The sequence below is a fragment of the Marinomonas sp. genome, from assembly GCF_965225885.1.
Classification (GTDB): domain Bacteria; phylum Pseudomonadota; class Gammaproteobacteria; order Pseudomonadales; family Marinomonadaceae; genus Marinomonas.
The window spans coordinates 1695158-1718683 of record NZ_OZ245329.1 but is presented as its reverse complement, the minus strand read 5'-3'; the positions used below and the strand labels follow the sequence as shown (position 1 = coordinate 1718683).

At 44.4% G+C, this 23526-nt stretch carries 20 protein-coding genes and 2 pseudogenes; 5 read left to right on the top strand and 17 right to left on the bottom strand.

Annotated features, from left to right (window positions below):
- Nucleotides 1-8 precede the first annotated feature (8 nt).
- The 12 genes and pseudogenes from ACO05V_RS08140 to ACO05V_RS08085 all read right to left on the bottom strand — a co-directional run bounded on the left by ACO05V_RS08140 (nt 9) and on the right by ACO05V_RS08085 (nt 15391).
- Nucleotides 9-230 carry a hypothetical protein gene (locus tag ACO05V_RS08140; RefSeq protein WP_421849469.1) on the bottom strand — a complete coding sequence of 74 codons (222 nt, stop codon included), beginning with the start codon at nt 228-230 and terminating at the stop codon, nt 9-11.
- A gap of 147 nt (nt 231-377) precedes the next feature.
- Nucleotides 378-692, bottom strand: a complete 315-nt coding sequence (locus ACO05V_RS08135; RefSeq protein WP_421849466.1) for a hypothetical protein — start codon at nt 690-692, stop codon at nt 378-380.
- Nucleotides 692-4486 (bottom strand): RHS repeat-associated core domain-containing protein, encoded by a 3795-nt coding sequence (locus ACO05V_RS08130; RefSeq protein ID WP_421849463.1) that lies wholly within the window; start codon nt 4484-4486, stop codon nt 692-694. Before ACO05V_RS08130 ends, ACO05V_RS08135 begins: the two co-directional genes overlap by 1 nt.
- Before the next feature lie 50 nt (nt 4487-4536).
- Nucleotides 4537-5502: a hypothetical protein gene (locus ACO05V_RS08125; RefSeq protein WP_421849461.1), complete on the bottom strand. Its 966-nt coding sequence runs from the start codon at nt 5500-5502 to the stop codon at nt 4537-4539.
- Nucleotides 5499-6242, bottom strand: coding sequence for a DUF4123 domain-containing protein (locus ACO05V_RS08120; RefSeq protein WP_421849459.1), 744 nt, complete (start codon nt 6240-6242; stop codon nt 5499-5501). The genes ACO05V_RS08125 and ACO05V_RS08120 overlap by 4 nt, the downstream gene beginning before the upstream one ends.
- Nucleotides 6230-6784, bottom strand: a pseudogene (locus ACO05V_RS08115) (bacteriophage T4 gp5 trimerisation domain-containing protein); the annotation flags it as partial. The pseudogene ACO05V_RS08115 and the gene ACO05V_RS08120, both read right to left, overlap by 13 nt.
- 137 nt (nt 6785-6921) lie before the next feature.
- Nucleotides 6922-8292: pseudogene (gene tssI, locus ACO05V_RS08110) on the bottom strand (type VI secretion system tip protein TssI/VgrG); the annotation flags it as partial.
- Between the two features lie 172 nt (nt 8293-8464).
- Nucleotides 8465-8983 (bottom strand): Hcp family type VI secretion system effector, encoded by a 519-nt coding sequence (locus ACO05V_RS08105; protein WP_421849457.1) that lies wholly within the window; start codon nt 8981-8983, stop codon nt 8465-8467.
- Between the two features lie 223 nt (nt 8984-9206).
- Nucleotides 9207-9494 (bottom strand): type VI secretion system PAAR protein, encoded by a 288-nt coding sequence (locus tag ACO05V_RS08100; RefSeq protein ID WP_421849454.1) that lies wholly within the window; start codon nt 9492-9494, stop codon nt 9207-9209.
- 65 nt (nt 9495-9559) lie between these two features.
- The gene (locus ACO05V_RS08095) at nt 9560-11371 is read right to left on the bottom strand and encodes an ATP-binding protein (RefSeq protein WP_421849451.1); all 1812 of its coding nucleotides are present in this window, start codon (nt 11369-11371) and stop codon (nt 9560-9562) included.
- 171 nt (nt 11372-11542) lie between these two features.
- Nucleotides 11543-13144, bottom strand: a complete 1602-nt coding sequence (locus tag ACO05V_RS08090; RefSeq protein ID WP_421849448.1) for an isocitrate lyase — start codon at nt 13142-13144, stop codon at nt 11543-11545.
- 60 nt (nt 13145-13204) lie between these two features.
- Nucleotides 13205-15391 (bottom strand): malate synthase G, encoded by a 2187-nt coding sequence (locus ACO05V_RS08085; RefSeq protein ID WP_421849445.1) that lies wholly within the window; start codon nt 15389-15391, stop codon nt 13205-13207.
- A gap of 143 nt (nt 15392-15534) precedes the next feature.
- Between ACO05V_RS08085 and ACO05V_RS08080 the strand changes: the two genes are divergently transcribed.
- From ACO05V_RS08080 to ACO05V_RS08070, 3 genes are all read left to right on the top strand, one after another.
- Nucleotides 15535-17061 (top strand): DUF3612 domain-containing protein, encoded by a 1527-nt coding sequence (locus tag ACO05V_RS08080; protein ID WP_421849442.1) that lies wholly within the window; start codon nt 15535-15537, stop codon nt 17059-17061.
- A 228-nt stretch (nt 17062-17289) separates the two neighbouring features.
- Entirely contained in the window at nt 17290-17595 is a 306-nt protein-coding gene (locus tag ACO05V_RS08075; protein ID WP_421849439.1) for a hypothetical protein, read from the top strand.
- A gap of 1 nt (nt 17596) precedes the next feature.
- On the top strand, nt 17597-18196 hold the full coding sequence (locus tag ACO05V_RS08070) for a hypothetical protein (protein WP_421849436.1): 600 nt from the start codon (nt 17597-17599) through the stop codon (nt 18194-18196).
- A gap of 73 nt (nt 18197-18269) precedes the next feature.
- Here ACO05V_RS08070 and ACO05V_RS08065 read toward each other — a convergent pair whose 3' ends face one another.
- From ACO05V_RS08065 to ACO05V_RS08055, 3 genes are all read right to left on the bottom strand, one after another.
- Nucleotides 18270-18422 carry a CopG family ribbon-helix-helix protein gene (locus ACO05V_RS08065; protein ID WP_421849434.1) on the bottom strand — a complete coding sequence of 51 codons (153 nt, stop codon included), beginning with the start codon at nt 18420-18422 and terminating at the stop codon, nt 18270-18272.
- A 102-nt stretch (nt 18423-18524) separates the two neighbouring features.
- Complete coding sequence (locus ACO05V_RS08060) at nt 18525-18749, bottom strand: DeoR family transcriptional regulator (protein ID WP_421849430.1); 225 nt, start codon at nt 18747-18749, stop codon at nt 18525-18527.
- A 17-nt stretch (nt 18750-18766) separates the two neighbouring features.
- Nucleotides 18767-19933, bottom strand: a complete 1167-nt coding sequence (locus ACO05V_RS08055) for an MFS transporter (protein WP_421849427.1) — start codon at nt 19931-19933, stop codon at nt 18767-18769.
- 158 nt (nt 19934-20091) lie between these two features.
- Here ACO05V_RS08055 and ACO05V_RS08050 point away from each other — a divergent pair, with 158 nt between their 5' ends.
- The gene (locus tag ACO05V_RS08050) at nt 20092-21015 is read left to right on the top strand and encodes an AraC family transcriptional regulator (protein ID WP_421849424.1); all 924 of its coding nucleotides are present in this window, start codon (nt 20092-20094) and stop codon (nt 21013-21015) included.
- A 13-nt stretch (nt 21016-21028) separates the two neighbouring features.
- On the opposite strand, the gene ACO05V_RS08045 is transcribed toward ACO05V_RS08050, so the two are convergent.
- A complete protein-coding gene (locus ACO05V_RS08045; protein ID WP_421849420.1) occupies nt 21029-21433 on the bottom strand; it encodes a DUF1801 domain-containing protein in 405 nt (134 codons plus the stop codon).
- A gap of 26 nt (nt 21434-21459) precedes the next feature.
- The gene (nudK, locus tag ACO05V_RS08040; RefSeq protein WP_421849417.1) at nt 21460-22014 is read right to left on the bottom strand and encodes a GDP-mannose pyrophosphatase NudK; all 555 of its coding nucleotides are present in this window, start codon (nt 22012-22014) and stop codon (nt 21460-21462) included.
- A 271-nt stretch (nt 22015-22285) separates the two neighbouring features.
- Here nudK and ACO05V_RS08035 point away from each other — a divergent pair, with 271 nt between their 5' ends.
- Entirely contained in the window at nt 22286-23497 is a 1212-nt protein-coding gene (locus ACO05V_RS08035; protein ID WP_421849414.1) for a phosphoribosyltransferase family protein, read from the top strand.
- Nucleotides 23498-23526 lie beyond the last annotated feature (29 nt).

The window sequence follows — 23526 nt, the reverse complement described above, 5'->3', positions numbered from 1 at the left end:
CAGCAGCCCTAGCGCATCGTATTCATAGTAATGCGACGTGTCTTTAGCGCATCGTATTCATAGTAATGCGACGTGTCTTTAGCGCGCTTGAGATAAACCAGACGATCCGCTTTGTCCCATTGGTATTCGGTGCCCCCACCAACAGACGATTGCTCGTAAATCACTCGGCCAGAAATATCATGGCGATAACGGGTACTCGAACCATCCGGTAACGTCTCGCCAATCAGCATCCCTAAGCGGTTGCACGACAGCGTATGCTCACTGCCGTCTGGGGATTTGACAGTCGATAAGTTACCTTGCTCGTTTAACGGTGGGGGTCCTCATTAATTACATCACTGCCAATTAGGCAAAAGGCAAGACTTGACCTGTTATGACATTTAATTGCCTAATGCAGGATTGAATATTTTCTGACCTTTACAAGGAGATAAATCTTCTATTCTAACTTGGCTTTCGTTCGAAAGATAATCTATTGCTTCTTCTATAGTGGAAAATTTTAGAATTTCTTCTCGTAAATAATTCTCGGAATCCATTTGAGACTCAAGTATTTCATCGATGTACAGTTTTATAATCCCTTCATATTTTTGTATCGCGACAGAAGACCAACATAACTCACCACATTTTTCATAAGAAAAAACTTTCCCGACTTGTTTATTATTTAGCACCCACTCTTTTATTTTTTTTAACTCAACCATTATTTCTTACCTACGATATTAATAAGTACTTTAACACCATCTCTTCTTTTAATATTGATATGAGGATATTTCCCATGATCATTATTTGGAGCATGCCCTTTAACTGTTCCAGTAGATGGGTCAATTGCATAATCTTTATGATATGCTCCGCCTTGTTTAAAACGGTCCATTTTACGTTTTTTCCTTATACCTGCAGGGTCATTATGCCCAACACCATTGACCTTCTGATAATCAGGGAAAGCTTCTTTAAGTAATTTGTCTGCTTCCGATTTTGTCCTTACATTTATAACCGTATTATTACCACCAGTTCTAAGAGTCTCTGCATTTTTAGATATTTTAGGGGTTGAAACATCACTCTCAGGATTTTCTACCTCATCCACTTTAGGTTCAGGAGCTTGCTCTTCTGATGGATCCTTACACGCCCCCTTACCAGGAATATTATGTAACCCCAACGGATCCACCCACCCGGTCGGGTTAGGCACATACTGGTAGTTATTTAAACCACCGGCAAGCCCAATGGGGTCGATGGTGATAAAGCGCCCTGCATTGGGATTATAGTAGCGATGGCGGTTGTAATGTAACCCTGTTTCCGCATCAAAATACTGACCTTGGAAGCGCAGTGGGCTGTCTATTTCGGCAACAATTTTCCTAAAGACGTTACCATAGGCGCGGTATTGTACCGACCAAACGGTTTCCCCTTGTGGGGTCGTAATATCTAACGGCGTCCCAATTTGGTCGAGATGGTAGTGATAAACCTCAGCGTCCTTGCCTTCGCCTTTTAGCAGCGCCAACGGGCGGAATGTACCGGGCTCATACACATAGCTTTGATACTGCTCGCTATTGGTCATTTCAGCGATAAGGTTATCGCCTTGCCAGAGAAACTCGGTGATAGTTTCCACACCGGTTTTGTCCGTCACTCGTTTTTCAATACGGCGACCAAAGGCGTCATAGCGGTAATGCGCTTGGCTGCCATCTGGCATCGTGACCTTGATTAGGCGATGCTGGCAGTCGTATTCGTAGTGAGTCACTAAGCTTTGCTGTCTGCCGCGGCTTTCTTTGATTAACCGGCCAAATTCATCGTATTCGTAGTGGCTATCTCCATTAATTTTCAGTTGGTTGCCCGGCGCATGCTCAAATAGTTCGCTGCTTTGCAAGCTTATGTGATTAGGTATTAAGTTACCGGTCGCATCGTGTGTGAACTGCTCATCAAGGTTGCCACGTACCGCGGTTAGCCGAGACAGTGGGTCGTAATCATAAAACGTGTCGCCGCGCTGTTTGTCGGAGATTTGAACAAGGTTACCCAGCCCATCGTATTGGTATTGACGACGTTGCTTTTCACGCCCTTCAAGCATTTGTGATTGGTTCACTAGGCGGCCTTGATCGTCATAGTGGAAATGACTTTTGACCTCGCCTTGATTACGCATCACCTCCAACCCCTTCTGGAAATGATGCTGCGTTAATACGGCATCATTCAGGTTGATCGCTCTTAACACACCGCCTTTGGCTCGTTGGTACTCCAACACATTGGCATCAGGCAATTGCCATTTACTTAGCAGTCCTAGCTCATCGTATTCATAGTAATGAGACGACCAACCCGCGTGCGACTCAATCACGCGATCCATGATGTCATAACGCCACGCTAACGGCGTATCACCATCATCGACAGAGATGAGATTGCCCTTTTTATCGTATTGATACTCAATTTTTGAACCATCAGGCAGAGTCTTAACCAGTAACCGACCGAGAGAGTCACGCTCAAAGATGGTTTCAAGCTCAGTGCCGTTGGTTCCAGTTTCTATTTTACTTAAGAGCTTACCGTTTAGGTCATAGGTATACGCAAGGCTGCGGCCGTCAAACGTGTTTTCTTGGCTGACTAAGCCATTGGGGAAGTAATCAATATGATAGGCTTCACCCCGTTCGTTGGTGATGTCACTGACGAAGTTTTTCACATTGTCATAGCCGTAGCGCAAGTTCGTGCCATCGGGGTGAATCACTCGGCTAACAAGATGACTGTTTTCACCATACTGATACTGGGTTTTGTGGCCTTTTTCATCCACCACTTCGGTCACTTTACCGTACGCATTATACGCAAAAGATTGCGACGTGCCGTTGGCACGTTTGAGATAAATAAGTCGATCAGCTTTATCCCATTGGTATTCGGTGACACCACCAACAGACGATTGCTCGTAAATTACTCGGCCAGAAATATCATGGCGGTAAACGACTTCACTACCATCCGGATACGTTTCACCAATCAGCATCCCCAGTCGGTTCCAGCGCAGTTGGTGTACACTACCATCCTGATAGTCTATCTTCGACAAACGCCCTATTTTGTTGTAGTGATAGAAGGTTGTGTTACCCAGCGGATCGCGTTTTTCGGTTAAATCCCCCTCCATATTATGGAAGTAACGCCATACTGCCTCGCCCTGAATGACCTTGAAAATTTTGCCTCTTAGGTATTGAAATTCGGTCACCATGCCATCCGCACTAATGGTTGCTTCACGCTCACCATTTGCGTTGTACTCGTGACGAGTTTCATTACCCAGCGCATCCACAGTACTGACAAGATTACCGCTCTTATCATAGGCATTGGTCGTCACCGCGCCGTCAGGATCTGTGGTCGCTATCAGCTTAGCATTGCCGTCATGCTGGTAAACTTCATGAGATCCATCGCTATTAATTACCGTCACCGTATGAGCATCATCATCCCACACATAGTCAGCAAGATAACCAGTATTACTCCAGTGTTTGATACAGCGAACCGCGTTACCTTCACCTTCCCATTCCCAGCCGAAGGCAATACCGCCTGCCATTTTTCGCTCAGTAATCACATGTTGCGCGTCATAAGCATAGCTTTCCCCCAGGCCCGCTTCATTGCACTCACCAATCAGTTGCTGATGGTCATTATAAGTGTATTGGTGGCATAGACGATCCGTTGTCCAGACCTTCCCTTCTGGACTATCACTGGATACCTTCAACTCGATTTGAACAATCAAATCATGGTCATAAGTCAGCCATAAAGCGATACCGTGTGGGCTAACTACAGCTTGTGGGCGTTGCTGACGGTCATAGGTGATACTCAGCGTATTATTGTAATTATCTGACAAACGTACCAGACGCGCACGGTCGCCCTGACGTTCAAAGTGATAAAACGGCTTCCCCGGTGCTGACAGAACATACTCGCCAGACTTACTGCCCAGAAAAATCGCCGCACCGGCAAGGTTGTTGAAGATTTCTGGGCGGCTTTCTGTTGGCTCAGGCAATGGAGTAATGCGGTTTTCTTCATCATGCCACAGCACTTCACCATGTTTAAATTCAAGCCGGTGCGATAACGAATGACCCCAACCGTAACCTAAACCGGTATTGATTTCACAGCCACTGGTACGGTATGTCCGACTAAAAGTAAATGGCAGCGCCCCTGGCAAAGTCACATCCTCCAGAGAAAGCAACTCTTCCCCGGTCACCATCGAAACTGGGCAACCGTTGGTAGAAGTATTTTCAACTTTATCGGCTGGTTTTTTATTCGGAGTTGTACCAATTTTATCGACATTATCGATTTTCTCTTCGACAATCAGTTTAGACTGCTGTTTCGCTTTCCGAGCCTGCCCCGTTGCACCTTCAAGCACCTCACCATCAACCAACTGATTCTTTTTCCGCCCTTTGTTAAAATCGCCCTTTCCATGCTGTGACAATTTTTTCAGAGCAGCCAAACCTTGATCAGCGTCTTCCTGAACCAGCTTTACCAACTTTTCTATTTTGCCGATGATATCGACATTTTTTGCTTTACGCGCCATCTTTTATTTACCTAACCTGTTGTTCTTCTAATATAGCCTTAGCCAGCTATCTAGGCATAACCGGCAACATCTCGGACTCGGTTAACGTTCTTTAATACTGCCCCACCAGGAATAATCAACATTAGTATGACTTCTACCAAAATCGCAGCCAAACTAGTGCCGATAAAACTGAGGATTTGCGTGGGACTGAGCATTCGTATCCAGCTATATACGGCTTTGATACACAAAAAACAGCGCGCTTCGTCTTTCAGGAGCATGAGCATTTTAGCCGCTTCATCTTTTGCATCCTGAAGCATTTTGGCTATCAGCTCTGGGTTTTCCATATACTTACTCAGCATCTTCGCCAACTTAGTCGGATGAGCCAGTAAATCAAACAGCTCTGCAATTTCATCCCATGCTTTAATTAACTCATTCACCATGCTATGGAAAAATTTTTTCACCTCATCCCACACGTCAATTGGATTATCCAAAAACGCCTCCCACTCTCCCCTCTGAGTTTCCCATTCTTTTTCCAACCACTGGGTCAGTTTGTTTAGCGTGCTGTCATAGGAGTCCAATAATGTTTTCACATCATCTTTGGTCACATCAGGATAAAAAGTGATTTGTAACTGCTTACCACCATAGGTAGCTGCATCTAATTCGACTAATATCGAACCTGACTCTCCTATAGTGTCTTGATAAGCCGGACCATCATTGTTATATCCATAATAGGCCCCGCGTTTGACGGGTTGAATTTCAAAAGGCGTATTGCCGAGTGGGACAAAGGTTTCGGCTTCAAAACAATGTACCAATGTCAATTTGCCATCTAATGGGCAGGTGATGATATCGGATCGAATTTCGTTGTCATCAATATCCGCCGACATCTCACTACCATTTACTGCGATTTTCTGATCCATCTCTAATGCCCAGCCATACAGCATATTCTCTGAATGTTTACGGTATTCATCGATAGAGCCTTGAAAATCTGTTTTGATATTCGCAAACATCTGATCTAAGTCGGTGTTCGTAGAACTCATCGGTAAACCTCCTGATGCAGGGATTGATGTAAATACTGGTTGAGAGAAACGGATGTCGTTTTGTTATAACGATTGACCAAGTGGGTCACTTTGGCATTGAGTATCGGCTCCGGGAAATAAAAATAGATATCTGCGTGTTGCTCTTTAAGCCATTTGAGACTGTTCGCAATCAAAGTAGATTTATCTTGCTTGCTAAGTTCTGCCAATACAGCCTCAGGCACAGTCCACCAGGGAAAAGCTCGCTCCTGAAAATTATCCTGGGTTATCGGTGCAGGGTTATCAACTCGCGTGAGATCATCTTGTGCAGTGACACTCAACCAGCATTGTGTCGGCCCCATCAGCGCAGTTCGCTGCTCATCATCACAAAACCTCGCCACATCAATCCCGAAGCGCGGGTCGTAGAAACGGAAAAATACATGCTCGCTGGAGGGTAGCCATACATGGGTAAGACTACGAAAATGTGCCTGAACAGTGAGAAAATCTGCGTAACTACCGACTAACACACCCCAGTCATCACATGATTCACCTTCAATCCAGTCAAGAAATGGGTGATCTGGCGATATCGAAGCAATTGTAGGCATAACCTCATGCCACTTCGCATAAGGAGTATTAAGCCATAATCCTTGCGTACCACTTCCGCCATTATCATAAAAGCAGCGTTGAGGCTGACCATCGCTAGTTTCATTAAGAATCACATACCAGTTTAAATCAGATTCCATATGATCTATTAAATCGCGCATGATCCATCCTTACACTTCTCACACTCTTCACAGAACGGTGCAGCAGATTTCATAGTTTCAGCCTGAGCTGAAGTTAATGTTGGGGGTGGTGCAAGCATCGGTTCTGGATTATCCGGAGGGCTAGCCATTTCACCCGGCAACAATGGCAATAGTTCACTAAATCCACTACCCGATCCCGCACCACCACCTGAGTTTAAGTTGATAGCTGAACCGACTAGGTGTACGCCAGATCCGTCTATTTTAAGAAAGCTTCCCCCTGCCTTTAAGGTGAGCTCTGCGCCTGCGTTGACAACCAATTTCACGCCGCTGCTTAAATGTATTTCGTTCCCTGCATCCAGTACGGCTTTCGCTCCGACTTTCTGCTGCAAGCTGCCATCGATGCTGAGCGTTTGGTCTTTACAGATCTTGTGACGACTTTCACCTTTGATGGTGAGGTGGTCGTTGCCTGTGCCGTTTTCGCCGCCGATTTGCGTGAAGCGGTCGTTGTCGATTTGTCTGTGTTGGTCATGGCCAATGTGGGTAATGCTGTCGTTGAGGACATCGGTTTCGTGGTCTTTTTGCGCATGGACGTAGACTTTTTCATTGTCGACTTGGTCTTCGAAGCCGTTCCTTGTAAAAAGCCGTTGAAGCCTTCCTCTTGGTGAGTATCACTGCGCCACACGGTTTTAGTTTTGTGGTCTGGCAACAAGTACGGCGGGGGTTTTTTCGCGTTAAAGGTGCGACCAGTAACAATCGGTTGGTCTGGGTCGCCGTTTAAAAAACTAACAATCACTTCGCTGCCGATTCGTGGGATGGCCATCATGCCATGTTGGTTGCCTGCCCAGCCTTGGGAGACTCGCACCCAGCACGAGCTGTGGTCGTTGGCTTCGCTGTATCTATCCCATGGGAAGTGCAGTTTGACTCGTCCGTGTTCATCACAGAATATTTCTTCGCCTTCTGGACCGACAACCGTGGCCATCATCGGGCCGTCGACACTGGGTTTCGGTTGTGGCGTGGCTTGCCAATTGGAGATGGCTGGGATGACGGTAAAGCGATTGTTGTAGGTGGTGCTGCCTGATTGGCCTTCTTCCAAGACTTGCGGTTGGGTGCCGTGGTGTTCGACAAAAACAGGCAGCCATTCTTGGTTGATGCTGTCTTCGGTGTGGCCTTCGAGGGTGATTTTCATGCCGGCTTGGATGCCCGCGTGGTTGCTTTCACCTACTAAGGTACGAGCACTGCGACGTAGGTATTCTAAGCGGATACGAGAAAAGGCTTTGCCGGTGACGTCGTCTTTGAAGCGCCCTGGGGCATCGAAGTGTTCATAAGTCGGAAGCTGGTAATCCATGTTCTCGCCATCTTGCTGATGCAAGAAACGATAATCCGGCTTTTTAAAGCTGTAGTCTTTCAGCGTGCTTTGGCTTGGTAAGCTTTGTGTGTGGTGCGTCAAAGTGGAGATGTAAAGATCGTCTGAGCCACCACCGGATAATACATTGTACGGGATTTTTTCTGGGTACTTAGGTAAAAACTGGCTTTGATCAGCAAAGTGCAGCAGGTGTTTGCCTTCTTCGTGGGTGAAGTAATAGACCCAGCCTTCTTCGGCGGCCAATCGATGTAAAAACTCTAGGTCGGTTTCACGATACTGAACACAGAACTCGCGCTCAAGCGGCGTGCGTTGTGTAGTAAAAGTGCATTCCGTGATGCCCATTTCATCCAATAGTTGGGTGATGATGGCTTGGGCGGTTTGCTTTTGAAAAATACGGCTGTTGTGACGTAAAGACAAACGTTCCAGTGCTGGAACGAGGGTTAAGCCGTAGTAGGTGAAGTTGTGACCAGTGTCGCCTTTTTCAAAATAACGCACAATGCCGTGCACTCGTTGAATCAGTTCGCCATTGCGGAACAGGCGTAATTCGGCGTTTTTATCGACGATGGTGTCGGCAGACAGATCCGATTGACGACTGGCAAGAGACAATTGATAACGGAAGCCATAACAAGGCGAACCGTCTTTCAGCAGGGAATCAGAGATCGATTCATGCCCTTGGTATTCTCGAACGACGAGGGTGTCTTCTTCCATTCCGTCGATTGCCAATGTAAACGTCAATGTAGCCATACCAGTTTCCTTTGTTATGACGGGTCAATCCAATTCGTAAAACAACACTATAAACAACGATAGCTGCGCACTAAAAGAATACATTAATACGCAAAAAGGCCGCCTGAGCAAACAGGCGGCCTTCACCAATAGAAGCTTACGCTTCGATTGGCTTGCTCCAATCATCAGAACCTGATGTGCCAGAGCTGATGTGATCCCAATTGATCTTGCGGTAAGCCAACGACACGGTTAGATTTTGTGTGAAATTGCCGTTCGCAGGGTCTTGGCAATGTGGCATTTCGCAATGAATGTCTACGATAACGGCACCTTCCAACGACGTCACGAAGAAGTTTTCTTGCTTGCCTTCAGCAGACGTGCGGTACCATTTCAATTCTACTTTTGACAATTTCTCACCAGAAGACAAGGCGTTGTACAGCAGTGAAACGGCTTTGTTCAAGGCGACAGTAAATTTGAATGGTTTGTGAACACGCTGGCCAGAAGGGTTGCCAGACTGTGGATTCGTTGGAACCGTCACGTTGTGGTCAAATTTTTGCACCAGCATTTCGTCGTCATGGCCTTCCAGGCCTACGTCACCGATTGAATCGACAGACATAGCACCAGCCGTAATAAGACCCTGAGATTCACCTTCGAGAGAGATATAACATGGCGTTGGCATAATAATATTCCTTATGTATAAAAAGTAAAAGACGTGCTTTACATGAAACACACATCCATAGAGCAAGATGGATGCCAACTAAAAATAGTATTTTAATTCAAAAGGTTAGAGAGTTAAGTCATTCACTGCAAGCAAGAATCCGCCTGAGATCGAGCGAAAAATTGCCCGGTGAGCAAAAATCCGCTCGCGCCACAAAGCATGCATACCCTGCTAAAAAGCCGTACTAGCTGCCTATGTTAACGGAGGCGCTTCCCTCGGTTACGCCACCGCAGCTGATAGCACCACCTGTAATGGCGGCAGGCTTACCATTAATAAAAACGGAAGATGAACCCGCTGCGATAGCTCTTGGGTGAGGTGGGTGTTTTGGCTTATCGTGTGCTTCAAGTGGATCACCTACGCGCGCTGCAGGAGCACCATCGTATTTCACATTAGGCGAACCAGCAGTCACTGGTGTTGCTGGAAACCCATCGTGGTCTGTCCCTGTATCGCCAACTTTAACTGCGCTTGGCATATATATCTCCTGAAAAATAATTGCGTTGAAATATAGGTTACAAGAAAACTGTACTTGGAAACAAATTAATATTGCTTAAAAAATCCTCCCATTTTGGTTTTGTTAACAATGGCTTCTAAATCTTCAAACAAAAAAGGTTTACTAATAAAAGCGTTCATACCTGATTCTAGGCATCTTCGTTTAATGTCTTCTTCCACATGAGCCGTTAATGCAACGATTGGTGTTTGATGTAACGCTTTGTCTTTCTCAATCTGCCTAATAGCAACAGTAGCTGAAAAACCATCCATTTCAGGCATATTACAATCCATAAAAATCACATCGTAATGTTGAGAACCATTAAATTTCTCTAACGCCATGATGCCTGTTTCTACCAAATCAACAGAGCATCCCAATTTAAAGAAAAATTGCTCGCAGATCATTTGGTTCACTTTATTATCTTCAGCCAAAAGAACATGTAAATTAGCCGGGAGATCAGATTTCACTCCTACATTCCCTGATGCTAGTGGTTCCTTAAAAGCGGTTTGGACAGTCTGAGCAAAAGGAATGGCGATGCTAAAAGTGCTCCCCACCCCCACTTCACTCTCAACCGAAATAGTCCCACCCATAAGCTCGACTAAGCGCTGTGTAATACTCAGCCCTAACCCTGTGCCTCGAATGTTGGGGTTAAAATGACTAACCTGATAAAACTGCTCAAAAATCTGTTTCTGCTCCTCAGGCGCAATACCAATACCAGTGTCTTTTACAGAAAAAGACAACATCGTTTTATTTTCATCATCCCTTTTCTTACAGGAAACCTTTATGGATATTTCCCCCTCGTCAGTGAATTTAAAGGCGTTTCCGACAAGGTTATAAAGAATTTGATGCAGTCGGTAAGGGTCACCTAGCACTAACTCTGGAATATCATCGACGAGGCAAGTTAGCTTTATTGGTTTTTTTTCAAACTGAGGGGCAAGCAATAACATCACTTCGTTGACGATATTGCGCGAGCTAAATGGAATTTTTTCTAACGCCAGCTGCTCTGCGCTAATTTTAGAGTAATCTAAAATATTATTGATAATGTGCATCAAAGTTCGGCCGGCATTATTAATTACGGTTACTTGTTGTTGCTGTTTATCGTTGAGGTCACCCATTGCTAATAATTGAGCCATACCTAGCACGCCGTTCATTGGTGTACGTATTTCGTGTGTCATCGCCGCCAAAAAGTCCGCCTTCGCTTGACCAGCACGTTCAGCGGCTATTTTTGCCTTTTCCAGTTCTTCGGCTTGTTCAGAAAGCTTTAAATTATCATTAAGCGCCTGCCAATACATACGATTCTGTTGTTTCCCTGTCACGAAAATAAACACGCCATAACCAAGAATTAAGCCAACAACAATCCAGTTACCCGGCTCGTTTAACAGCAATCCAGCCCCTAAGGCAAAGGGGAAACAAATCAACACGAAATAACTGCGCATTATTTTATAAGAAGGCGCTAATACTGTGATACCACCAATACTAATACCTGCTGCGGCCATCATATTAATGGTCACAGGTAAGTCGACAATCGGGTTAATGTAAAAAAGCCAAGCAGAACCACTTACCCACACAATCGCGGATGAATTGTAAATAAAAGCATAACGAGAGAAATAGGACGGGTAGTCAATTTCGTGTGAGGAAAACACTTTGAAAAATAAAACCAAACGATAAATTTGAAGCAGAAGAAAACAGCCAGAAAAAACACCAATAATATCTAGGTGATTACGAGCTGTTGCCGAACTAAAAACAGCCGCCCAAAATGCAAGTAGATAGAAAATCCCACCATATCTAGTCCGTTTAGCTAAATCTTTTAAGCTAATGTCGTTGACTTGCTTATCACCCAGCGCATAACGTGAATTATTCAATAAAATCCTCAAATCCCATGGTTATGAAAGGTTTGGATACACCAGTTACCATAGACTGACTTACACCATAATAGTGTATTTAAGTACTGTTGAAAACTAAACAAAAAAGGCCAGCAGGGGGAAGACTGCTGGCCTTTGTTATCAATACACTCCGATACTTATTTCGTTCAATCAGACTGCGAATTGATTCATGGTGTTATCTTTACCTGACGCTTTCAGCGCCTGCTCACCTGAGAAGTACTCTTTGTGATCATCACCAATGTTCGAACCTGACATATCTTGATGTTTCACACAGGCCAAGCCTTGACGAATTTCTTTACGCTGTACTTCTCTTACATAACCCAACATGCCAAGTTCACCGAAGTAGTCTTTCGCCAAATTGTCCGTAGACAAAGCGGCCGTATGGTACGTCGGCAAGGTAATCAAATGATGAAAAATACCCGCTTGAGCCGCCGCGTCTTTCTGGAAGCTGCGAATACATTCGTCGGCTTCAGCTGCAAGTGCTGTAGTATCGTAATCTTGTAACATCAGTTTCTCGCGTTGATATTCGCTAACGTCTTTACCTTCTTCCAACCAGTTATCAAACACTTGCTGACGGAAGTTCAACGTCCAGTTAAAAGACGGGCTGTTGTTGTAAACCAACTTAGCGTTTGGCATAACGTCACGAATACGATTCACAATGGCGGCAATTTGCCCAATGTGTGGTTTCTCCGTTTCGATCCACAATAAATCGGCACCATTTTGCAAAGAGGTGATGCAATCCAACACCACACGATCTTCACCCGTATTCGGCTTAAAACGTACCAAACCATTAGCCAAACGAGTTGGCTTGATTAAACGCTCACCCATTTTGATCGCCATATCGCCAGATTGCATTTGCTCAAGTGAGGTCACTTCTTCGCCATCAATGAAGGCATTGTATTGTTCTGCCAAGTCGCCAGCCGTTTGTGATACTGGGATCTTTTGCGTTAAACCCGCGCCCAAAGAGTCAGTACGAGCCACGATCACACCGTCGTCCACGCCCAACTCCAAGAAGGCATAACGTACGGCGTTAATTTTCGCCAAGAAATCTTCGTGAGGCACGGTTACCTTGCCATCTTGGTGACCGCACTGTTTCGCATCAGATACTTGGTTCTCGATCTGGATACAGCAAGCACCCGCTTCGATCATTTTCTTCGCTAGCAAATAGGTCGCTTCTTCGTTACCAAAACCTGCATCGATATCCGCAATAATTGGCACAACGTGAGTTTCAAAGTTATCCACTTTTTGCTGTGCGGCTTGCTCACGCACTTGATCTCCAGCGGCTCTCGCTTCATCCATCTCTTTGAATAAATGCTGTAATTCACGGGCATCCGCTTGTTTCAAAAAGGTGTAGAGTTCTTCAATCAAAGCGGGCACTGAAGTTTTTTCATGCATAGATTGATCTGGCAATGGGCCAAATTCAGAACGCATGGCCGCAACCATCCAGCCTGACAAGTACAAGTAGCGGCTGCGCGTGGTGCCAAAATGTTTCTTAATAGAAATCATTTTTTGTTGGCCTATAAAGCCGTGCCAGCAACCTAAAGACTGAGTGTAGTTCGCTGGGTCTTTGTCGTAGCTCGCCATGTCTTCGCGCATGATCTTAGCTGTGTATTTCGCGATATCTAGCCCTGTATTAAAACGGTTTTGCAATTGCATTCTAACCACAGATTCTGGGTTCATCGCAGCCCAAGTTGGACCTTGTGAATGAATCGTTTGGCTAGCTTGTTGCGTTTTATTTTTGTAAGTATGCATAGTATTTCTCGCTCTTTAGGTTGTTTAAATGGGTACAAACTCTTAACAATTAATTCGTTTTCAATGCGTGTCCTTCACCTGTATTCGGTAGGCATGTAGCAAGGGCTCTGTATAACCGTTAGGTTGAATGGCACCTTTGAAGATCAAATCCTGCGCGGCTTTGAAAGCGACGCTATTGGCATTGTTCGCCATCGGACGATGTCCCTCGGTGGCTTTATTTTGTTCATCTACCACCAATGCCATGCGTTGCATCACCTCATCAATTTGCTCTTTGCTACAGATTCCATGCAGTAACCAATTAGCCAAGTGCTGACTGGAAATTCGCAAAGTGGCACGGTCTTCCATCAAGCCCACGTTGTTTATATCAGGCACTTTTGAACAACCGACGCCCGCTTCAACCCAGCGCACTACGTAACCCAACAAGCCTTGAACGTTGTTTTCGATTTCCCTTTCGATCACTTTCGGCGACAAGGTCAAATTGCTTGGAATCGTCGGGATGGTAAGTAAATCTGTTAAGCTCGCTTTCGGACGATTTTTTAGTCGCTCTTGCACTTCAAACACATTCACTTGGTGATAGTGCAAAGCATGCAGTGTCGCCGCCGTTGGCGAAGGCACCCAAGCCGTATTAGCGCCGGCTTTTGGATGTGCAATTTTGGCTGTCATCATCGCCGCCATTTCATCCGGCATCGCCCACATTCCCTTGCCGATTTGGGCTTTGCCTGGCAAACCACATTGCAATCCAATGTCTACATTGCGGTTCTCGTAAGCTTGGATCCAAGGTTGATTCTTGATTTGGTCCTTTGGTAAAAAGGCACCCGCTTGCATGCTGGTGTGAATCTCATCACCAGTTCGATCCAGAAACCCCGTATTGATGAAGAAGACTCTTGATTGCGCCTGACGAATGCACTCTTTCAAGTTCAGAGTGGTACGACGCTCTTCATCCATAATGCCGATCTTGATGGTGTTTGCTGGCAAGCCAAGCATCTGCTCTACTCGAGCAAAGAGTTCACAGCTAAACGCCACTTCTTCTGGTCCGTGCATCTTTGGCTTAACGATATAAATGCTGCCAGTGCGACTATTCCCCATTCGACTATGGTTCATGCCTTGAGTACGCTGTAAATCCAGAGCACCAATCAAGCTTGTCACCACGGCATCGATAATGCCTTCGGGCACAAAGTTACCCAGTTCGTCTTGCATCAAGTCACATTCCATCAAGTGACCCACATTGCGAATCAACAACAAAGAACAGCCATGTAACCGGTATTCTTGGTTGTCTAAGTCAGTAAAAATACGATCAGGGTTCATGCGGCGCGTTTGTGTCTGCCCATCTTTTTCGAAGCAGGCTTCCAGCGTGCCTTGCATTAGTCCTAACCAGTTGCGATACACGTCAATTTTGTCTTCCGCATCAACGGCTGCCACTGAGTCTTCACAGTCCATAATGGTGCTTAATGCCGACTCAATTAGAATGTCGTTGATATTGGCTTGGTCTTTCGCACCGTTTTTACCGTTACGATCAAACTGGATTTCTACGTGCAGTCCATTATTTTTCAGTAAAATGGCTTCTGGTTCACTGCGTTGGCCATTTACCGCCACCAGCTGACGAGGCTGCTTCAAACCGGTTTGGCTGCCGTCTTGAAAAAACGCCAACAGATGGTGGTAATAAACCACATAGCTGACCACGTCTTGGTGAGAACCAGACTCCAGCGGAAACACGTCATCCAAGAAGTCTTTGGCTTTGGCAATCACCGCTTCGCCACGAGCTGGGTTGTAGACTTTGCTTGTCTCAAGACCCTGTGTTTTCGCAATGACATCCGTACCGTAAAAAGCATCATATAAACTGCCCCAACGAGCATTGGCGGCATTCAATGCAAAGCGTGCGTTCTTCACTGGTACAACTAACTGAGGGCCAGCCAAATGGGCAATTTCTTCATCGACATTCGCCGTAGTGATAGTGAAATCTTCGCCCTCTTTGACCAAATAACCAATCTCACGTAAGAAGGCTTCATAGGCCTTTATGTCCATGGCTTGACCTTTTCGAGCCAGGTGCCATTGGTCAATCTGCTGCTGCATCTGATCACGAGTGGCCAATAGCTGACGGTTTATAGGCGACAAATCAGCAATTAGCTGTTCAAGGTCGCGCCAAAATTTTGTTGGTTCGATAGCGTGAAGTGGCAGCACTTCTTCATTGATGAAGTGGCAAAACCCTGGATGAATCACACTGTTATTTTTAGCTTGGGGCATATTCATCTCGCTTTCCTTCTTTCTCATATCACTCTGATTCTTAGGGTTAGCAATTCGTTTGATCTCTCTTACGATTGCTTGATTTATAGTCTATGCCCCACTAAGATAAAATTTCACAATAAGAATTACACAGTGTAAATTTTACAAAAATGAAAAATAAAAATAGCCTCAATCGCAAAGCCCATTTTTTGGGTACCAAGATCCGCAACCTGCGTAAACGCAACCGTTTGACGATGGAAGACCTGTCGGCGCGATGCATAAAAGTAGACGCAGAATCGGCCCCATCTGTGTCTTATTTATCCATGATAGAAAGGGGGAAACGCATCCCCAGTGAAGACGTATTGGAAGTGATCGCCAGCGTTTTTCAAAAAAATGTTGACTGGTTTTTGGATGATATTCCGGAAGAAGAAGCCATTACTCCAACGAAAGGCTCTGGCGGTGGCATTAATGGTATGGCGTTAGAACCAAACTTTTTGTTCTCCAAAGAAATACTGCAAATCGCCATTCCTGAGATGCTTTCCCAAACCGGCACCAGCGGTCGTCAATTTGCTCATTTGTTGATTCGCGCCCACCAAGAACATCATCAAAATCATTTCCCTGATTTAGAACGCGCGGCAGAAGAAGTCGGACTTAAACGCTTACCATTAAGCCTTGATGAGATTGTCGCCATCACCAAGCAAATGGGTTTGCAGATCAAGTGGTTTAGAAAAACCCCGTTAGCGGTGTTACAAGAAATGGGCATCAGTGAAAGCCATGTGGTGACGTCTTTCTTTGATCCGCCAAGTACGATTTACATCAACCAAATCATGAAATCCCAGCCACAAAGGTTGAAATACAATCTTGCGGTGCATATTGGTCACACGGTTTTACATGATAAAGACGGCATGAAAAACGTCTTGGTCACAGGACGAAATGAGATTTCTCCCTTACAAGCACAAACCGCGAAAATACAATCGTCAGGTATGGATGCTCAGGATATTTTGTACGCTTGGCGGGACTTCGAATGTAGCTTCTTTGCTGGGGCTTTGCTTTGCCCAAAAGTGCCGTTTAGACAAATGCTGGATCGTAATGGCTACGAAATTAATACCGCACAACTAGCGGGTGTTTCTGAATCCGTCACCATGCGCCGCATGACGGCAGCGTCGCCTTATCCACACTGGCATTATTTTGATGCCTACGCTCCGGGCAAACTCAAAGCCGTGTACCGAGGAAATGGTATTCCACTACCTTGGGGAAACATGAGTACAGTGGAAGATCCTTGCCAACACTGGTCGGTATTTCGAAAAATCAGCGAACCAAGCACTGGCACCTCTGCACAAATCTCGATTCTTAACGTCGGCGACGAACCACGGATTTACGCTTGTGAGTCGATCAAAGTTCAAGATCTTGCCGGCAACAATCATGTGCTTTGCTCCGGCATCGACTTGAATCCTGCCATTGATGCCCAAGGCAAAGACGCCCTCTCCATCGCGGCAGATCTACGCGAAGCCTGCGTCACCAAAGGCGGTTCATCACAGATCCCGAGAAGCATCAAAAAAGACCTCATGAGCGTGGCAAAAATTCTCAATATCAATTGGGTAGAACGGGGCATAGACAACGATGCTCGGTTGATTTGCTCCCGCGGCGCAGTTTGCCCAAGGAAACCGAGTTGTTATCAACAATGCGAGGCGCGTTAGTCAGCTTGTTTGAGGAGAGTTTGTCGGTGGAAGCCAAGCCGTGTGGTGTTTTGCTTGCGTCACTGACGTCGTCAGCGCAAAACACCACATAGCTAACTTCTACTTCTGTTTTTTTATCGTCTCGGTTTTTGGTGATAGTTTGAACTAAAATAAAGATAACGGATTGAAAAGTACGAATAATGACGTACAATAAAAAAGTACGATTTATTTCGTACAAAAGGAGTAGTAATGGGTTTCAAGGATGTGAAATCACAAGTGATAACTTGCCTAGAAAATGGCTCATACGACCATGAAGTAAGAGAAAAAATTGATGTCAAAAACCTTTTCCAGTGCGGTCAGTTAAACGATGATGAGGTTATTGAACTGATACGTCATACTCGCGGCAACGAATATGAATCCAGCCCTCACCATCAAGCACCTACTATTGATGTACATGTATTAAAGCCATTCAAGAATGGTAAACGATGGTATATAAAATTTTACTTTATCGAGCCCGATGCCATGTTTATCAGTGTTCACGAAAGCGGAGTGTAAAATGAAGATAGTTAAAGAAGGTGATTCAAGACAGGTCATTTGTCCAGAATGTGGTTTAACACACGCGACTTATCAGCTTCGAGATGTCAATTTTAATGATGATTCAGGCATGGTGAAAAATATCTTGGCGGCGGTGTGTAATCACTGTAACACAGTAGTTAGCCTCCCAAAACAATCCACCGCGAAAGTGCGTGCCGAGTACAATAAAATCAAAACGCCAATCGATGTGCGTTTGCCTGCTCACTTTTTAGATATTCTAAATATAGCGACGCAGAAAATAGACGCCAGCTTGGGAGACAGCTTTAATAAAGCCTTGGTTTTGTACTATCTTCACGCCTTAAGTTCCAATCGATTCTCTCAAAACGACTTAGGCTTGCTGTTAACATCCGACCTTGCCAAGGCAAAAGCCTCAAAGCGCTTTTCAGTTAAGCTTAATGAAAAGAGTATTAACGAAATCAAATCCTTAATGGCATCGCAAAAACTGAAAAATAACACGGAAGTCTTTAAAAGTCTGATACTTAGAATCAATGAGGACATCGTTCAGCCTAAGCAACCAAAACATCTAGCAGAATTGCAAAACTTCGCCGCGGCTTTTGCATAATCAATGAACTAAATCAGTCCATTTGAGCAGCACGCTTTGCATCCCATTTCGCTTTAATATCAGAGTGGTCGATCTATTGCCCTTTGTCCGCTGACTCAATGCCTTTTTCCACTTCGCGGATAAACCAATCTTTGCGGGCAACGTATTGTTTAATCGCTTCAGCCATTTGGCCAACAGGTTGTAGTGTCTCTTCGTCTAGTCTGACGGAGGTTGCTTTTAAAGACATTGAAATTCTCCGAGGTTCTCTAAGAATCTGAATCGTAGTCCATACGTGTTTCTTTGTCTTCATCACCCTTAAAATTTAACGGTGAATAAGACAAGATAACAACTACTTTTCTTTTGACTCCGAACACACTTCTACAACAATTGCCCCAGCTTCAATACGTTTTAGCAAGCCCGCTTTTTCTAGAGAAATCATGTCGTTTAAAATGATGTTATCCGACACATTAAATCGCTGCTTTAGCGTCTCAGAGAATACTTTTCCATCCAATGCTAGCAACAACAGTATTGTTTGTTGTCGTTGTATGCTTTGCCTATTCTCGATGCTCATCATGATACCGCTCTTAGTTGCTAGCGTAAGGAGGTGTCGCTATAACGCCTCAATCGTTCGGTGGTCAGTAATATGATGGAAGCCAGTAACAGCAGTATCATGGGGAACGAAGCAAAGGTGAATAGCTTTGCTGTGGCGCCAAGTATTGGTGGTACGACCATGATGCCGATATAAGCCGTGGCCATGGATAAACCAATAATGGCTTGCGATGCCGATGAGCTAAAGCGTTTTGGCGTCATTTGAATAGTATTCGGAAAGATAGGAGCACAACCTAACCCGATGAATATTAAACCGATTTTTGCCAGCTCGCCTGAAAACGGCAAAGCAAGTAAAATGCAACCGAGCAGGATAATGACAACACCTGAGCGGATAAGGCTTTCTTCAGCCACTTTTTCAGCGATCACCCCACAGGCAAAGCGCCCAACCGTAATGCCTAAATAATACATGGCGACCCAGAATGCCGCGTCTTCTGGAAGTATGCTTCTTTGTGTCGTTAGGTAGCTTGCCGCCCACAAACCAGTGCTCATTTCTATTGAGCAATAGCTAAAAAATACCGCTAATTGCAGCGGCACGCCTTTCATTTTTAGTGCGGAAGCATTTGTCACTAAAGGAGCGCTTGTCTCATCACTTCTTACAGAGTTAATGACAAACTTTTTCCACAATGGCAGGGCTGTAAATAATAAAATGACCAGTAAGAATTGTACGATCGCAATGGTCATGTAGCCATCCCGCCAACCTTCTTTGAGAGCCAAATAATTCGCCATTAGAAGCGGGCCTGCTGTCGCCCCAACGCCCCAGAATGAATGCAGGTAATTCATGTGCTTGGCTTTGTAGTGCAATGCAACAAAGTTATTCAATCCAGCATCAACAGCACCCGCCCCAACGCCTAATGGAATAGCCAAGAACACTAACGCCCACGCCATGTTGGACATACTAAAGCCAAGTAATGCTACTGCGGTCAGTAAGACACTTAGCGCTACAACTTTTCCTATTCCAAAATAGTGAATCGCTTTCGTCACATAAAGACTGGAGATCACTGTACCAGCACTGATGATGAGAGAAATAACACCGGCAAATTCCAGTGAGGCATTTAAGTCGTTTCTCATAACTGGCCACGATGAGCCAAGCACAGCATCAGGCAGACCTAAACTGATAAAAGCGATGTAGATAATGAAAAGCAATAACATAAACAAATTTACCTATTTTTATTTGGCTATTTTGAACAACTTGAGACAATACCGCCTAACTTTCTTTATATATAGCTATATACTCTCTTAAAATATAACGATTCTACCAAAATGATTTCACCGAGCTATGTAACAAAACGACTTTACTAAGCGATGTCATGCAAATTTATAAGATTGAAACAGAAGAAAACGGCAGAGAGCTGACTATTCACGGTAGTCATGACTTTCCCTGTGGATCTTATGACGAACGTTTTTCACATTTTGTGGGTGGCGAAGTACCCTGGCATTGGCATGATGAAATAGAAGTCGTGTTGGTTATAGAAGGCACCACCAAGGTCGAATGTATTAATTCTAGTGACATAGTGAAGACTGGCGAAATGGTCTTTATCAATGCCAATACCTTACACAAGCTAACGAACCATGGCACCGAAGACTGTCGAATACTCAATGTGGTATTCAGTCCAAAAATGCTTGGTGGTGTTGGCTTTGGGCTAATTTATAAAAAGCATGTGCTTCCTGTTATCAATAACAAAGAGCTGCTGTTTTATAAATTCTCCGGCGAGAAAGCTTGGCACCAGAAAGTAATCAATGAATTAGCAGCGGCTTTTGATGTGTGGAAAGAGCAAGGTTATGATCGCGAGTTTTATATGAACATTGCATTAATGAAATTCTGGCACATTTTCTGTACCAATCAGCAAGACATCACCGTTAGTCAAAACACCGCAAAGGCCAACGAAAAACGAGTACAATCCTTGCTAAATTTTATCCATAACAATTATGAAGAGCGGATTTCCATTGCCGATATAAGTCAGGCTGCCAACATCAGTGAAAGCGAATGTTATCGCATATTTCGCCACGCTTTGGGCTGTTCTCCAAACAGTTACCTATTGAATTATCGGTTACGAAAATCAGTTCAACTACTGACCGAAAGCAATAAACAAATCGCAGACATTGCCTACGAAAGCGGATTTAATTGTTCTGCTTACTTTGCTAAAAAATTTAAACTTGCCTTCAATGTAACCCCAATGCAATTTCGGAAAAAATACAGCGTAACCTTGGATTCAGTTTCAATAGGGAAATAGTAACCAGCGTGGTTTACGCACCAAGCAAAGGCAGATGTTTGTTTTTCTGATATTTCATTGCCAGTTCAATGCAATGTGATAAACAGTTAAGCGGAGGCTCTTTATTCAGGCTAAGCACGATAGCGCGGTTGCCGTCAAACTTGAATTTATCAGAGTATAACTCTCGGAAAGTATCAACAAGTTTGCTTTTGCAATTAAAGTAAAAGCAGTATTGATCTGGCGATTTGGGTTTCCAGTCTATTCGTACCGCACTGCCACCTTTTACAAGGTAGCTTGGCTCGCCCCACTTTAACGTTTCTTCCACAGCACCAAGTTCATTCTCTTCTGCTACAGAGAGAATGAGTTGTCTCATGGCTAACATGATGCTTCTGACGCCCTCGGGATAAACATCAAATTTTGCTTTTACATTAGGCAACATTAGAGCAAGCCGTTTAACTTAGCGTATTACAGCAACATAATGGTTTTACCATCTTTAATTTCACCAGAATCCACCATGGAGCAAGCTAGCTGAAAGTCTAATTCAAGCACTTCTATGTTTTCTTGTTCATGCTCAAGGCCACCACCATTAGATACCTTCATGCTGTCAGAATACTCAGCTATAAAAAAGTACAGAATTTCCGTTACAGCACCTGGCGACATGTAAGCTTCAAAGACTTTTTTCACTCGTTCAACTTTAAAGCCGGTTTCCTCTTCCGTTTCTCGTTTGATACAAACTTCTGGGTTATCTTGATCCAATAGGCCTGCGCAAGATTCGATCAACATTCCATCTTGATTACCATTTACGTAAGTCGGCATTCTGAATTGTCGAGTCAACACGACGGTCTTTTTCTCAACGTTATAGAGCAGAATCGTTGCGCCATTACCTCTATCGTAGACTTCACGTTCTTGGTGTTGCCACTGACCATTCTGGTCTTTCAACTCAAATGAAAACCTATTTAAGGTATACCAGTTATCGGACAACAGCGTTTTTTCTATGTTACGAATATCCGTCGCACTCATGCTTGCTTCCTTATAATGTCTATGGCTGTGGACCAAAATGATTAAAGTCAGAATATAGCAGGAGTGATACCTCCTGATCTATTCATTCTACTAAAGGACTTTGAAAACAAAAAATGACATCAGTGTTTCAGCTGAATTTACACTTGAACTGAATATGCTGTGGCACCAAATCAACATAAAAATGTCATTTATCCTCAATCAACCCTATCGAAAAAAGCCTACAAGTATTAAAATCACCGCAAATTCTCCTACCCTTAGTTAAGGATCTCTCATGACTTTGTCGACCGGTCAGGCTACTAATGTCGTCGTTGTTAGTAACTCTTCCGATAACCCTTTTGCTATTGATGTTGCTTATGCAATGGGTCAACACGAAGACATCGCTGATTTGATCAGTATGAAACAGTTCATGAACTCCGAATTTTGCCCTCGTTTTATATCTGACGAAGCAGATTTCGATAACATTGGCCGCAAACTCAAGGGTAAGGCTGTCATCATCGTTAGTACTGGCAGTCACGTAAAAAGCCGCCAAGAACTGGCGATGTCTAACCTAATTATCGCCCGTGCTGCCAAAGAAAACGGCGCCGACCGCGTTATTTTGGTTGAACCAGACCTATTTTACAGCGCACAAGATCGAGGCCCTCACCAAAGTTTAGGTGAAACCAGTTTTGAAAGAGATATCAAAGACGTTAAAAAATTCGATGGCCAGCCGTTCACTGCTAAGCTTTATGCACAATTATTGAAGCTGTCTGGTGTGGATACTGTGATGACGATTCACAACCATTCCGATTCTGTACAAAAGATGTTTACTGAAGTGTTTGAAGGCGACTTCCATAACCTAATCCCTTATGGGATTTACGCTCATTACTTGTTGAATTCAAATATTCTGAACTACGGCGAAGACGGCGAAGGGCTTGTCCTTTGCGCTCCTGATAAAGGTGCCCGTGATTTCGTTAAAGAAATGTACAAAACACTGGGTCTAAGCAAAGCAAAATTCATCATGCTAGATAAAGACCGTACTGCTGAACGCAAAGTGGAAATCACTCTTCACAAAGAAAGCGAACATACTTTCGACGGATTAGACGGCGCGAGCATTGTATTGTTCGACGATATGGTTCGAACGGGTTCTACCGTAGTGAAATCTTGCCAATTCTTACAACAGATAAATCCTGAGCGTATGGTGTTTGCGGTATCGCATTTTTATGCCAGTGATGAAGGTCGTGAGCGTATGGCGCACCCAGCGATTGGTGAAATTTTAACGCTAAATACCTTACCAACGATTTTGAACCGTGATGAACAAGGTCGCTTACGTAAGAAAATGGTCGTGCTAAAAGTAGAAAAATGGCTTGCTCAAGAGCTTTGCAACATTCTTGATCTGCCACAAACTCACGAGCCAAACCCTTACAAAATTGATATGTCGTCTAAAAATCCGCGCTTTAAACGTAAAATCTGGTTCAGTGAAGAACTGTCTGAATTGAAGGGCTAGAATTAAACACGGCTCAACCCAACATTCTG